The organism is Bradyrhizobium sp. SZCCHNRI1009, from assembly GCF_032487575.1.
Taxonomy (GTDB): Bacteria; Pseudomonadota; Alphaproteobacteria; order Rhizobiales; family Xanthobacteraceae; genus Bradyrhizobium.
Genome location: NZ_JAUEUL010000041.1, coordinates 1 through 13840, shown reverse-complemented (window position 1 = coordinate 13840; position 13840 = coordinate 1). Strand labels below are relative to the sequence as shown.

The window sequence follows — 13840 nt, the reverse complement described above, 5'->3', positions numbered from 1 at the left end:
TGGGACTTTGCGCCTGTTTAGCATGCAAAAGTCGCACCGCCCAAGATAAGGGCTGCGCCCGTCTCATGGCTCGGTCAACCAGCCATGAACGTGGCGCTTGTCCGGGCTGGTCCGGGCTGACTAAAAGCTCGCAACGATGGGAAGGGAATGCCGATGCCGAGACAGCTCGAGGGGGATTACGACTATATCGTGGTGGGCGCCGGCACCGCCGGCTGCATCCTCGCCAACCGGCTGTCGGCCGATCCCAAGGCCCGCGTCCTGATTCTCGAGGCAGGCGGCAACGACAACTGGATCTGGTTCCATATTCCGGTCGGCTACCTCTTCGCGATCGGCAATCCGCGCTCCGACTGGATGTTTCGCACCGAGGCCGAGCCGGGCCTCAATGGCCGCTCGCTGGCCTACCCCCGCGGCAAGGTGATCGGCGGCTGCTCGGCGATCAACGCCATGATCTCGATGCGCGGCCAGGCCGCCGACTACGACCATTGGCGCCAGCTCGGCCTCGCCGGCTGGAGCTATGCCGACGTGCTGCCGGTATTCAGGAGGCTGGAGGATCATTTTCTCGGCGAAAGCGAACACCATGGCGTCGGCGGCGGCTGGCGGATCGAGGCGCCCCGGCTGTCCTGGGCGGTGCTCGACGCGGTCGGCGACGCCGCCGAGCAGATGGGCCTGCGCCGCATCCCCGACTTCAACACCGGCGACAATGAGGGCATCAGCTATTTCCACGTCAACCAGAAGCGCGGCCGGCGCTGGTCCTCCGCGCGGGGCTTCCTCAAGCCGGCGCTGAGCCGGCCGAACCTGCGGCTGGAAACGCAGGTGATGGTGGATCGCCTGATCATCGAGAACGGCCGCGCCGCCGGCGTGCGCTTCCGGCAGAACGGCGAGACCATCGAGGCCCGCACCAGGGGCGAGGTCATCCTCAGCGCCGGCTCGATCGGCTCGGTGCAGGTGCTGCAGCGTTCGGGCATCGGCCCGGCCGAGTGGCTCGGCGCGCTCGGCATCGACCTCGTCCTCGACAGACCGGGCGTGGGACGCAACCTGCAGGACCATCTGCAGCAGCGCGCGATCTACAAGGTCACGGGCGTGAAGACGCTGAACGAGACCTACTACTCGCTGGTCCGCCGCGGCCTGATGGGTCTCGACTACGCGTTCCGGCGCCGCGGGCCGCTGACCATGGCGCCGTCGCAGCTCGGCATCTTCACGCGCTCGGATGCGACGCGCGACCGCGCCAACATCCAATTCCACGTGCAGCCGCTGTCGCTCGACAAGTTCGGCGATCCCCTGCATCGCTTTCCCGCGATCACGGTCAGCGCCTGCAATTTGCGTCCGACCTCGCGCGGCAGCGTCCGCATCCGCTCCGCAGCAATCGATGAAGCGCCATCGATCGCGCCGAACTATCTGGCGACCGAGGACGACCGCCAGGTCGCGGCCGACGCCATCCGCGTCACCCGCCGGCTGATGAAACAGAATGCGCTCGCCGCCTACAGGCCGGAAGAATATCTGCCCGGCCCATCGGTCGGCGATGACGACGCGGCGCTCGCCAAGGCCGCCGGCGACATCGGCACCACCATCTTCCACCCCGTAGGCACGGCGAAGATGGGCTCCCCCGATGATCCGATGGCCGTGGTCGACGAGCGGCTGTGCTTCCGCGGCATCGACCGCCTGCGCATCGCCGACGCCTCGATCATGCCGACCATCACGTCGGGCAACACCAACACGCCGACCGCGATGATCGCGGAGAAGGCGGCGATGATGATCCTGGAGGATGGGCGGTGAAGCGCGCGCATGCGATCCCGCTCGTTTTGCGCCGAACTCGCGCGCGCAATTCTCACCATCGGCATCGATGGCGTTGACACAGGGCGCTGTACGATACAGCGCCCTCTCCCCTTGTGAGAGAAGGCATCTTCGGCCTATCCACGCGCGCGGTTGGGTGAGGGTATATCTCGGCGAGCGACGCTCGTTGAGGCATACCCCTCACCCAACCGAGCTTGCTGCACTGTCCTACATGCCCTCTCCCACAAGGGGCCCACAAGAGGAGAGGGCGCATTCACCCGCACCGCGCCTCGTCTTATTGACGCCAAGTGTCACCGTAACGAGTTCGACGGCAGCCACCGCCGCGCGCAACGGATCAGACGATCCGCGCCACCAACGGGATTCGGCGCAACAGCACAGTCGCCAGCCAGCTCACCGACAGCGTGCCCGCCAGCACGATCGCGAACTTCACTCCCGCCGGCCACGCCGGGTCGTAGACCAGATATTGCAGCCACAGCAGCGGCAGGAAGTGCAGCAGATAGATGCCGTAGGCCGACGGCTGCAGGCGATCCATCAGCGCCAGCGGCGCCTTCGCCCAGCGCAGGAAGAAGGTCGGCACGCCGAACGCCATCGCAGCACAGAAGCTTGCCACGGCGCTGCCATAGGCCGCACGCCACCATAGCGGCGGCGAGTCGAAGTCGGCGATCCAGTTGTGATGGGCGTAGGCCAGCAACAGGATCGCGCCATAGCAGCCATAGGAAAGACCGAACCAGATCCACCAGCGCCGCACCAGCGCGCCGTCGGCCGCGAACGGGCCCGCTCGCAGCCCGGCGGCACCGATCGCGACGCCGCCGACGAAGAAGGCCGGATAGAGCAGCACCCGGCTCGCCTGCAGCGGCAGCGGAAAATGTCCGGGCATGAACCAGAAACCGTCACCGAAGCCGAGATGCGGCGGCAGATAGGCCAGGTTGGCGATCACGAGGAAGATCAGGAAGCCAGTGAGCGGATAGTGCAGCAACGCCCCGGCCCAGCGCCCGACTGCGCCGATCGCCTGCGGCGCCAGGACGCAGACGAGCGCAGCCAGTATATCAAACCCCAGCAGCACGCCGAGAAACCAGGCCGAGCCGGACGGCCACGGCCCTTCGCTGATCATGCGCCACCACACCGCGGCGAACTGATCCTCGGCCACGTAGTATCGGTAATAGGCGATCGGCATGATCACGAGGATCGACACGATGTAGGGCACGCCGAGCCGCAGCGCGCGGCGCCCGACATAGTCCGACGCGCCCCGGCCCGCCAGGCTTGCCGGCACGAACAGGCCGGAGATGAAGAACATGCACGACATGAAGTAGCTGTCGTTGAACAGCGCGACGAGGTCGAAGCCGAGCCAGTGCATGCGGTCGCCGCCCTGGCCGAAATGAGTGTAGTTGATGGCGGAGTGATAGAGCACGACCGAGAGCGTGATGAACGTCCTGGCGCGATCGAGCGGCACGATCCGATCGGCAGACAGCTCGGTTCGTTGCAGGTTGGGGATCACGCGCTCATGCATCGACGTCGCATCCAGTCCATCAGCCGCCCTTCGGCGGCGCACGCCGCTTGTATATTTCGCGCGGCCCTGCGCCGACATCCTGCGCGAGCAGGTGAGCCGCCGGCCATGGCCGGCATGATCACGAACACGTCATCGCGTTTCGATCGCGAGAAGCCGGGAATAAAACCGGGCCGCCATCGCTCTTCTCACCCGCAAGCCCGATGACGGGCAACGGGAGATGACGATGAGCCTTGGTGATCACGACGAGAACGGCGTCAGCCGTCGCAAGGTGCTGGAGTGCATGACGTGGGCAGGCACCGGCGTGCTCTGGACGCTATCGGGCGGCGTGCCGCGTTCGCTCGGCCTGGTCGACGCCGCGCGGGCGGCCGAGCAGCCCGCCTCCGGCCTGACCTTCCTGCAGATCAGCGACAGCCATGTCGGCTTCGACAAGCCGGCCAATCCCAACGCGCTCGGCACGCTCGAGGAGGCCGTCAACCGCATCAAGGCGATGCCGGTGAAGCCGTCCTTCATGATCCACACCGGCGACATCTCGCATCTGTCGAAGGCGGCCGAGTTCGACGACGCCGATCGCATCATCTCGCAGACGCGGCTCGACGTGCACTACGTGCCCGGCGAGCACGACTTCCTCGACGAGGACGTCAAGCTCTACAAGGAGCGCTACGGCAAGGGCACGCGCGGCTCCGGCTGGTATTCGTTCGACGCCAATGGCGTACACTTCATCGGGCTGGTCAACGTGGTCGATCTCAAGGCCGGCGGGCTCGGCAATCTCGGCGCCGAGCAGCTCGCCTGGCTGGAGCAGGATCTCAAGGGCCGCTCCAAATCGACCCCGGTCGTCGTGTTCGCGCACATCCCGTTGTGGACCGTATATCCGGAATGGGGCTGGGGCACCGAGGATGGCGGCCGCGCGCTGGACAGCCTGAAGGGGTTCGGCTCGGTGACGGTGCTGAACGGCCATATTCATCAGGTGATGCAGAAGGTCGAGGGTAACGTCACCTTCCACACCGCGCGCTCGACCGCCTTTCCGCAGCCGGCGCCGGGCACGGCGCCCTCGCCCGGCCCGATGAAGGTCGAGGACGCCAGGCTGCGCAGCCTGCTCGGCATCGCCAGCATCGACTTCAAGGTCGGGTCCGAGCGGCTCGCCATCATCGACACGCCGCTGGCCGGCTGAGGACGGAAACGCAATGAGCCAGTCTGTTGTTCGCGGCGCCTGCCTCGCCGCCGCGCTGCTTCTCGGCGCCACGCCGCTGCGCGCCGAGACCATCAAGGTCACCATCGACAACTTCACCTTCACCCCGGCCGCGGTGACGGTGAAGGTCGGCGACACCGTGACCTGGACCAACCACGACGACATCCCGCACACGGTGGTGTCGGCCGGGAAATACCGGTCGAAAACGCTCGATACCGACGACAGCTTCTCCTTCACCTTCGCAGCCGCCGGCGACTACAAATATTTCTGTTCGCTGCATCCGCACATGACGGGGCTGGTCAAGGTTGAGTAGCATCGCGAACCAGGGCATGAGCATCGTCGCATGGACCGGTCGGCGGCGTAGCGCCGGCCGCGCCGTGCGACCGCGAACCGGGCCGGAGACCACGCCGGTGACGACAGCCAGTGACGATCCCGAGAGGGCGCGACGCTTCCGCGAGGCGGCACTGCCGCATCTCGACGATGTCTACACGCTGGCGCGCTATCTGCTGCGCAACGCCGCCGACGCGGAGGACGCGGTGCAGGAATGCTACCTGCGCGCTCTGAAGCATTTCGACACCTACCGTGGTCCGGCGATGAAGCCGTGGCTGTTTGCGATCCTGCGCAATGTCTGCCACGCCGAATTCGCGCGCCGCGCCGGTGCGCCGGTCAAGGCGCTCGACGATGCGCCCGAAGCGGCCGAGCAGCCGCCGCTGTGGCAGGAGAGCACCGAGACGCCGGAAGGCGCCGTGCTGCGCGAGCGCGATGCCTCGGCGATCCGGCGAATGATCGACACGCTGGCCGAGCCGTTCCGCGAGACGTTCGTGCTGCGCGAGGTCAACAATCTGTCCTATCGCGAGATCGCGGAGGCCGCCGACGTGCCGGTCGGCACCGTGATGTCGCGTCTCGCCCGCGCCCGCGCGATGCTGCGCGCCGCCTGGCTCGCGCAGGAGGAGCTCTAGCCATGACCTGCGATGAAGCCGAGATCCTGATCCACGCGCTGGCCGATAGCGAGCTCGACGCCGGCCACGCTCTCGAGGTCGAAGCCCATGTCGCGACCTGCCCGCGCTGCGCTGCGGAGCTTGCTACCATCAGGGAGATGAAGCAGATGCTCGCCGGCGCCGACCTCGGCTACAAGGCGCCCGCCGCCTTGCGCCAGCGCATCGAAGCCGCCCTGCCGCCGGTCGAGGCGGCCGTCGTTACTCCGTTTGCCGTCCGGCCGAGCCGCCGCTCGCTGCTGAAGGGCTTTGCGATGGGCTCGGCCGTGTCGGCGCTGGCCGCCACCGGTCTCGTCGCCATCGTGCTGCGCAATGACGACCAGCAGCGGATCGAGGCCGAGATCGTCTCGGCGCATCTGCGCTCGCTGCAGGCCGGCCACCTGACCGACGTGATCTCGACCGACCAGCACACCGTCAAGCCCTGGTTCAACGGCAGGCTCGACGTGGCGCCGCCGGTGATCGACCTCACCGCTGAGGGATTCACCCTGATCGGCGGGCGGCTCGATTATGTCGATGCCCGCCCGATCGGCGCGGTGGTCTATCGCCGCCGCCAGCACGTCATCAATCTGTTCGTGGCGCAGACCTCGTCCACCGAGCGCCGCGCCGCACGGATGGACACGATCCAGGGCTTCAATATCAGGAGTTGGCGCGACCGCGGCCTCAGCTATTGGGCGATCAGCGATATCGGCGGCGACGAGCTCGAGGAGTTCGGCGAGCGGTTCGAGCGGAAGATGGGTGGGAGCAGCTGAGTCGCTCTCGCGCGCTCCGTCATTGCGGGCGAAGCGACGCAATCCCGAGGCGCGAAGGAAGGCTGGATTGCTTCGCTCGCCATGACAAGCCCTTCGTAGGGCGGGCAAAGCGTAGCGTGCCCCACCAAAGGTCCTGCGAGGATCGAGATGGTGGGCACGGCGCGTCGCGCCTTTGCCCACCCTACATGTTCGTCAGCTCACGCCGATTTGCGGATGGCGTTGTCGACCAGGGTCTTGCCGAGCGACCAGATCGCGCCGGGGACCTTGTGGCTCTGCGCGATGACGTCGTCGAAGGCGCGCTCGATCCAGGCGCAGTCCTCCTCGGTGATGGTCAGCGGCGGCAGCAGCTTGATCGTGTGCAGGCCGTGACCGGCGACCTGGGTCAGGATCTTGTGATCCTTGAACAGCGGCACCGTGATGAGCTGGCAGAACAGGCCCTTGTTGGCGCTCTCCAGCATGGTCCACGACGCCTTGAGGCGCAGCGATTTCGGCGGACCGAACTCGACGCCGATCATCAGCCCCTTGCCGCGGACTTCCTTGAGCAGCTCGTAGCCCGGCACCATCCGGGTCAGCGCCAGCCGCAGCTCGGCGCCGCGCTTGGCGGCTGCCTCGACCAGCTTCTCGGCCTTCATCACCTCGAGCGTGGCAATGCCGGCGGCCATCGCGAGGTCGTTCTTGGCGAAGGTCGAGCCGTGCACCACGGCGCGATCCATGCGGTTGAATATCTTGTCGAAGATCTGCTTGCGCGTCAGCAGCGCGCCGACCGGGACATGGCCGCCGGACAGCGCTTTCGACAGCAGCACCATGTCGGGCTCGACATTCCAATGTTCCACCGCGAGGAACCGGCCGGTGCGTCCCATGCCGGTCTGGATCTCGTCGGCGATGAAGATGGTGCCGTATTTCTTGCAGAGCGCAGCGGCACCCGGCAGGAACTCGTCGGAGGGCATGTTGACGCCCTTGCCCTGGATCGGCTCGACGATGAACGCTGCGATCTCGCGCGACGACAGCGCCTGCTCGAGCGCGGCAAGATCGTTGAAGGGGATTGCCGTGCAGCCCGGCAGCAGCGGCTCGAAGCCGTTGCGGAAGTTCGAATCATCGGTCAGCGACAGCGCGCCATAGGTGAGACCGTGATAGGAGTGCCCGCAATAGACGATGCCGGGCCGGCCGGTCGCGCCACGCGCGAATTTGATCGCGGCTTCCACGGTCTCGGCGCCGGAATTGGCGAAGAACACCTTGTCCAGATACGGGACATATTCCAGCAGCCGCTCGGCAAGAACGCCCGCCAAGGTCGAGACGTCGAGCTGAACGAGATTCGGCAGGTCGGTGTCGAGGACGCTTTTCAGCGCGGCGCGCAGTGTCGGATGATTGCGGCCGATTGCAAAGACGCCAAAACCGCTGAGCAGGTCAAGATAACGGGCCCCATCACGATCGTAGAGATATTGCCCTTGTCCCTTCTGGAACCCAACATCATATCCAATCGTTTTGAGAACGCGGACAAGCTGCTCGTTCAGATGCCGAGAGTGCATCGTGCTGCGCTGCGCTTGGCGCTCCACAAACATCTCGGAAACGTCTAGATTGGGTTTTAGCATCGGCTACATACTTCGGTTGATGGACGTGACGTCAACTGAAAACGCGCAATGCGGCGTTTTGCCCTCATTCGCACCATCAAAGCAAGCACGGGTTTCTGCCAATGTTGCATCGCCTTAGATATCTCATGTCGACGACACTAGCATACTCCGCAGTCGTGTTCGCAGCAGGAATTTCTTCCGCGCTCGCGGCCGACCCCACCGGCGACTGGCGGGTTGCCGACGGCGTCGCGAACATCCGAGTCGCACAATGTAATGGCAGCATGTGGGGCGTCGTGGCCTGGGAGAAGACCCCGGGCGGACGCGACAGCAACAACCCCGATCCGGCCCGCCAGAGCCGCCCGACGCTCGGCATGCCGATCCTGATCGACATGAAGAAGAAGCCCGGCGCAGACGCGTGGGAAGGCCAAGTCTACAACGCCAAGGATGGGCAGCTCTACAGCTCCACCATCACGCCGGTCGACCCCGATCACCTGGAGATCAAGGGCTGCGTGCTCGGCTTCCTGTGCGGCGGCGAGACCTGGACGCGGGTTGCTCCGCCGATTCCGTCGAGCCCTGTGAACAGCATGGCCAAAGGTACACAGAAACCAATCGCGCCGGCCCCTGCTCCGGCGGCCAAGACGACCACCGGCGTCGGCAGTGGCGCAACCGCATCGGCCAAGCCGGGACACAAGCCCGCGGACCAGGTCGGCGATATCTGCCTGCTGCCCGAGATCGCGCGCCCCCGCTAACTAACGGGCGTCCGTCACGCGAACAAAAAAAGCGGCCGAGAGATCGGCCGCTTTTTCTATTCCGTGATCACGAGCCCTCTTGCTCCTTGATCTCGCGAGGCTTGCCCATCAGCGCCGGCTGGAACAGCAGCACGGCGGCGAGCGTGGTGACCAGCGACAGCGCCAGCAGCTTGCCCATGCTGGACGTGCCGGGATGGCTCGACAGCCACAGGCTGCCGAATGCGGTCGCCGTCGTCAGTGCGCTGAAGAAGATCGCCCGGGTCAGGCTGGTCTGGAGCAAATTTGTGCGGCCGCCGCGCCACGCCACCACGTAGTAGATCTTGAACGCGACGCCAATGCCTAGCAGGAGCGGCAGGGCGACGATGTTGGCGAAGTTCAGCGGCAGCTTGATCAGCACGCAGATCTCAAGCGTCACGGCGCCCGCAACCAGCAGCGGCACGATCGTCATGAGCACGTCGCTGAAGCGCTTCAAGGTCACCCACAGCAGGAGGCTGATCACGACCAGCGAGTAGATGCCGGCGTGGATGAATGCCTTCACGATCGTGTCACCGGACTTCAGGATCGAGACCGGACCGCCGATCGCGTTGGGCTCGGCCGTCAGGACGGCGTTGGCGAATCGCCTGAGATTGTCGTTGTCGTTCGGATCGCCCTTGGGCTGCGCCTCGACCCGAATCAGTCCGTCCTTGCTCTTCCACTGCGACACCAGTTCCGGCGGAAGGTTCGCGAGGCTGACCGGCTGCGCCTGGAGAGTGGCGCTGAGCTGCGTCAGCGTGATCTTCCACGGCTCGACGAACACCGCCTGTGCCTTGTTGCGAACCGTTTCGCTGGCGCCCGCGAGCCTGGCAAGCGCGTCGGCGAGCCGCCGCGACGCGACCGCGCCCGGCCCGTTGCTCTCGCCCGCGGTGCGCCGGAGATTGTCGACGGTCGAGTTCAGGGCGTCGACATTCTCCTTGTCGCTCGGCGCCGCATCGACCTGATCGGGGTTGAGTGCAGGCCCCAGCACCTTCGCGCCCTGCGCGATCAGCTTCAATTTGGCCGGCTGGTCCTCGGGGACGAAGCTGTCGAGCGACATCACGCGCGCCACCTCGGGCAACTTCGCCAGCTTGGCCTCGATCGCCTTGGCCTCGGTCTCGGAGCGCGTCAGCACGTCGATCGCATTGGCGCCCGTGTTCGGATCCTTTCGCAGGTCGAGATAGGTCGCGATCGACTCGGCGCGCGGATTGCGCAGGTTCATCGGGTTGAAGTCGAACTTCATGTAGTAGAGCAGCGGCAGGCCGGCGACGACCAGGCCGAGCGTGCCGACGATGATCGGCACGCGGTGCTTCTCGAGGAAATGATCGACCGGCGCCAGGAAGGCGTAGCCGACCGGCTCCTTCTCGCCGGGCGGATTGAGGATCCTCAGCAATGCCGGCAGCACCGTGATCGACGACAGGAACGCGATGATCATGCCGGCGCCGGCGATGGCGCCGAGCTCGGAGATGCCCTTGTAGTCGGTTGGCAGGAAGCACAGGAAACCGGCAGCCGTCGCCATCGCCGCGAGCGACAGCGGCACCGCGGAGCGGCGCGCGGCTTCCGCCAGCGCTTCCGGAAGATTGTCGTTCTTGAACCGCTCGGAGCGATAGCGCACGCTGAACTGGATGCCGAAATCGACGCCGAGGCCGATGAACAGCACGGCGAACGCGACCGACAGCAGATTGAGCGAGCCGACCATCATCAGGCCGACGGCCGTGGTGAGCGCGAGGCCGATGAACAGGTTGATGAACACGGCCGAGATGATCTTGGCCGAATGCAGCGCCAGCCACAGGATGATCAGCACGACGACCACGGTGCCGATGCCGTTGACGACGGCGCCTTCCTGCACGGTGGCGTATTCCTCGTTGGCGATCGGCACCGGCCCGGTCAGCCGCACGCGGGCGTGAAAGCGGTGCGGGAAATCGAGCTCGGCCGCCGCCTGACGGATCGCATCCGTCGCCGCCTTGCCGGGCTCCAGGGCCTGGTAGTCGAGGATCGGCTTGAACTGGATGAAGGCGCGCTTGTCGCTGTCTTCGAGCGGCTTGTCGGAGATCAGCTGGCGCCAGGAGAAGGTCGCATCGCCCTTGTCGAGCACGGTCTCGACCGTCTGGGAGATGTAGTCGAACGGCCGCGCGGCATTATCGAGCTTGACCTGGCCGCGCTTGACGCCGGCAAGGCCGGTCTCCAGCGCACCGGTCAGGCCGCGGATCGAGGGGTCCCCGGCCATGATCTCGACCAGCGGCGCCGCCGCCGTGAACTGGTCCGTGAGCTGCTTGACCTCCTCGGTCGGCAGGAACAGCAGGCCGTTCCTGGCGAAGAACTCGCCGCCGCCGAGCAGCTCGACCGATGAGAAGTTCGCGGTGTCGCCCTTGAGCTTCTTGGCAAGCGCATCAGCCGCCACGCCGGTCAGCTCTGGTGTCGCCGCCTCGACCACGCCCAGGATCATGCGATCGCGATCGAACGCCTGCTCATATTGCTGGTCGCGCTTGCGCCAGTCGAGATCAGGCGAAATCAGCTTGTTGATGTCGGTATTGATCGAGAAATGACGCGCCGTATAGAAGCCCGCGCCGACGGAGAGCAGCAGGGCCGCAATCAATGTCGGCCAGGCAAACCGGGTGCAGGCCTTGACGATCGAGACGACAAACGTGGTCAGCACTTCGTGACTTTCTAATGTTTAGAGAGCTGGGCGGAAACGTCCGCTTCATGGCGGAGTTCCCCGATCAGGGCGAGCCCCGGACGCACACATCCTGAGCGCGCCCCGACCCGGCCTGGCCCAACCTTGAAGACGAGGATGGTCCCTCGACGGCGGATCAAGTTGAACGATGCACGGAACCGTCGGGCCGGCTGATATAGCGGCTGTTCTCGGCGGTAAAGTGACGAACGAGTGAGAGCATAACCAACTCAATTGATTGATCTAATTTATAATTACTAAATTACCTGCAACCTCTCGGGGGCTGCGTGCGACGCATCACATGCGAGCGACTTGCAGACCGGCTTTTCTCTTCGCTCGATTTTTGACACAAAGCCCTGCGTTTCCATCCGTGTGGCGGGCCATTGGGGGCACTCGCTGGTGCGATTATTGCAACCCTGTCGCACGCACGGAGGTGCCGGGTCGAAAGTGAGGCAACGTGGCTGGACGTCCCATGCAGGTGTATCTCGCGCAGCCGCGCGGTTTTTGTGCTGGAGTCGTGCGTGCGATCGAGATCGTGGAGCGCGCGCTGGAGAAGTATGGCCCGCCGGTCTACGTGCGTCATGAGATCGTCCACAACAAGCACGTGGTCGAGAGCCTGAAGGCCAAGGGCGCCATCTTCGTCGAGGACCTCTCCGAGGTGCCGCCGCGCGCCGTCACCGTGTTCAGCGCCCACGGCGTCGCCCGGACGGTGGAGGAGGAAGCGGCCGCCCGCGGGCTGCCGGTGCTCAATGCCACCTGCCCGCTGGTGACGAAGGTTCACAACCAGGGCAAGCGCTACATGTCCAAGGGACGTACCCTGGTACTGATCGGTCATGCCGGCCATCCGGAGGTGGAGGGAACCATGGGCCAGGTTCCCGGCCCGGTCTACCTCGTGCAGAACGTGGCCGATGTGGCCGCCCTGCCTCTGCCGCTCGACACCCCCTTGGCCTATATTACCCAGACCACGCTCAGCGTGGACGACACCCGGGACATCATTTTAGCCCTTCAAGCCCGCTTTACAGACCTTCAAGGTCCCGATATCCGGGATATCTGCTATGCGACACAGAACCGCCAATCTGCGGTAAGGGACTTAAGCAAGCTGGTGGACGTCATCCTGGTGGTGGGCGCCGCCAACAGCTCCAACTCGAACAGACTGCGCGAGATCGGCACCGAGGCCGGGGTCGCAAGCTATCTGATCGCTGATGGCAGCGAGCTTGATCCGGTTTGGCTGAAGGGGGCCAAGGCCGTCGGCATCACTGCCGGCGCCTCGGCTCCCGAAGTGCTTGTCGACGACGTCATCGAAGCCCTTCGGCGCATCGGACCGGTCGAGGTCGCGGTGGTCCCGGGGCGGGAAGAAAACATCGAATTCCGCCTGCCGGCCGAGCTGGTCGCGGGCTGATCGGTCCTCGTTTGGTCCAGAAAGAAGAGACGTAATGGCAATCCCCTTCCATAAGGAACTGCGTATCGGGGCCTATCTGATGAAGCAGAAGCTTCTCGGCCGGAAACGCTATCCGCTCGTGCTGATGCTGGAGCCGCTGTTCCGCTGCAACCTGGCATGCGCCGGCTGTGGCAAGATCGACTATCCCGACGCGATCCTCAACCGCCGCATGAGCGCGCAGGAGTGCTGGGATGCGGCCGATGAGTGCGGCGCACCGATGGTCGCGATCCCCGGCGGCGAGCCGCTGATCCACAAGGAGATCGGCGAGATCGTGCGCGGCCTGGTCGCCCGCAAGAAGTTCGTCTCGCTCTGCACCAACGCGCTGCTCCTGGAGAAGAAGCTCGACCTGTTCGAGCCGTCGCCCTATTTGTTCTTCTCGGTGCATCTCGACGGCCTGCGCGAGCATCACGACAAGGCGGTGTCGCAGAAGGGCGTGTTCGACCGCGCCGTCTCCGCGATCAAGGCCGCCAAGGAGCGCGGCTTCACCGTCAACGTCAACGCCACGGTGTTCGACGGCCACCCGGCCGAGGAGATCGCCAAGTTCCTGGACTTCACGACCGAACTCGGCGTCGGCGTCACCATGTCGCCCGGCTATGCCTATGAGCGCGCGCCGGACCAGGAGCACTTCCTCAACCGCACCAAGACCAAGCAGCTGTTCCGCGACGTCTTCAAGCTCGGCAAGGGCAAGAAGTGGAATTTCATGCATTCCGGCCTGTTCCTCGACTTCCTCGCCGGAAACCAGGAGTTCGAGTGCACCCCCTGGGGCATGCCTGCGCGCAACATCTTCGGCTGGCAGAAGCCCTGCTATCTGCTCGGCGAAGGCTACACCAAGACCTTCAAGGAGCTGATGGAGACCACCGACTGGGATTCCTACGGCACCGGCAAGTACGAGAAGTGCGCCGACTGCATGGCGCATTGCGGCTATGAGGCGACCGCCGCCAATGCGGCGCTGACCAACCCGATCAAGGCGATGTTCGTGTCGCTGCGCGGCATCAAGACCGAAGGCCCGATGGCGCCGGAGATCGACCTCTCCAAGCAGCGCCCGGCGCAATACGTGTTCTCGTCGGAGGTGCAGAAGCGCCTCTCCGAGATCCGCAAGGACGAGGCCGTCGAAGCCCAGCAGAAGGCCTCGACCGCGGCCTGAGGCCGCTGAGATCAGTCCACAACGAAACGG

At 65.3% G+C, this 13840-nt stretch carries 11 protein-coding genes; 8 read left to right on the top strand and 3 right to left on the bottom strand.

What is annotated here, in order from left to right; all coding sequences use genetic code 11:
* Positions 1-153 precede the first annotated feature (153 nt).
* The gene (locus QX010_RS32540; RefSeq protein ID WP_316183631.1) at positions 154-1773 is read left to right on the top strand and encodes a GMC family oxidoreductase; all 1620 of its coding nucleotides are present in this window, start codon (positions 154-156) and stop codon (positions 1771-1773) included.
* Between the two features lie 352 nt (positions 1774-2125).
* On the opposite strand, the gene QX010_RS32535 is transcribed toward QX010_RS32540, so the two are convergent.
* Complete coding sequence (locus QX010_RS32535; protein WP_316183630.1) at positions 2126-3298, bottom strand: acyltransferase; 1173 nt, start codon at positions 3296-3298, stop codon at positions 2126-2128.
* Between the two features lie 223 nt (positions 3299-3521).
* On the opposite strand from QX010_RS32535, the gene QX010_RS32530 reads away from it, so the two are divergent.
* The 4 genes from QX010_RS32530 to QX010_RS32515 all read left to right on the top strand — a co-directional run bounded on the left by QX010_RS32530 (position 3522) and on the right by QX010_RS32515 (position 6228).
* The gene (locus tag QX010_RS32530) at positions 3522-4466 is read left to right on the top strand and encodes a metallophosphoesterase family protein (RefSeq protein WP_315801254.1); all 945 of its coding nucleotides are present in this window, start codon (positions 3522-3524) and stop codon (positions 4464-4466) included.
* A gap of 13 nt (positions 4467-4479) precedes the next feature.
* Positions 4480-4797, top strand: coding sequence for a cupredoxin family copper-binding protein (locus tag QX010_RS32525; RefSeq protein ID WP_315801255.1), 318 nt, complete (start codon positions 4480-4482; stop codon positions 4795-4797).
* A gap of 97 nt (positions 4798-4894) precedes the next feature.
* Positions 4895-5443, top strand: coding sequence for a sigma-70 family RNA polymerase sigma factor (locus QX010_RS32520; RefSeq protein WP_316183628.1), 549 nt, complete (start codon positions 4895-4897; stop codon positions 5441-5443).
* Between the two features lie 2 nt (positions 5444-5445).
* Positions 5446-6228, top strand: coding sequence for an anti-sigma factor (locus QX010_RS32515; protein WP_316183627.1), 783 nt, complete (start codon positions 5446-5448; stop codon positions 6226-6228).
* A 197-nt stretch (positions 6229-6425) separates the two neighbouring features.
* On the opposite strand, the gene hpnO is transcribed toward QX010_RS32515, so the two are convergent.
* Positions 6426-7817: an aminobacteriohopanetriol synthase HpnO gene (gene hpnO / locus QX010_RS32510; RefSeq protein WP_315714885.1), complete on the bottom strand. Its 1392-nt coding sequence runs from the start codon at positions 7815-7817 to the stop codon at positions 6426-6428.
* A 101-nt stretch (positions 7818-7918) separates the two neighbouring features.
* Here hpnO and QX010_RS32505 point away from each other — a divergent pair, with 101 nt between their 5' ends.
* Positions 7919-8545 carry a DUF2147 domain-containing protein gene (locus QX010_RS32505; protein ID WP_409997886.1) on the top strand — a complete coding sequence of 209 codons (627 nt, stop codon included), beginning with the start codon at positions 7919-7921 and terminating at the stop codon, positions 8543-8545.
* Positions 8546-8612: 67 nt separating this feature from the next.
* On the opposite strand, the gene QX010_RS32500 is transcribed toward QX010_RS32505, so the two are convergent.
* Complete coding sequence (locus tag QX010_RS32500) at positions 8613-11213, bottom strand: MMPL family transporter (protein WP_315801258.1); 2601 nt, start codon at positions 11211-11213, stop codon at positions 8613-8615.
* 487 nt (positions 11214-11700) lie between these two features.
* On the opposite strand from QX010_RS32500, the gene ispH reads away from it, so the two are divergent.
* Together ispH and hpnH are read left to right on the top strand one after the other, a co-directional pair.
* Positions 11701-12627 carry a 4-hydroxy-3-methylbut-2-enyl diphosphate reductase gene (ispH, locus tag QX010_RS32495; RefSeq protein ID WP_315801259.1) on the top strand — a complete coding sequence of 309 codons (927 nt, stop codon included), beginning with the start codon at positions 11701-11703 and terminating at the stop codon, positions 12625-12627.
* A gap of 34 nt (positions 12628-12661) precedes the next feature.
* Positions 12662-13810: an adenosyl-hopene transferase HpnH gene (gene hpnH, locus QX010_RS32490; RefSeq protein WP_316183626.1), complete on the top strand. Its 1149-nt coding sequence runs from the start codon at positions 12662-12664 to the stop codon at positions 13808-13810.
* Positions 13811-13840: the final 30 nt, after the last annotated feature.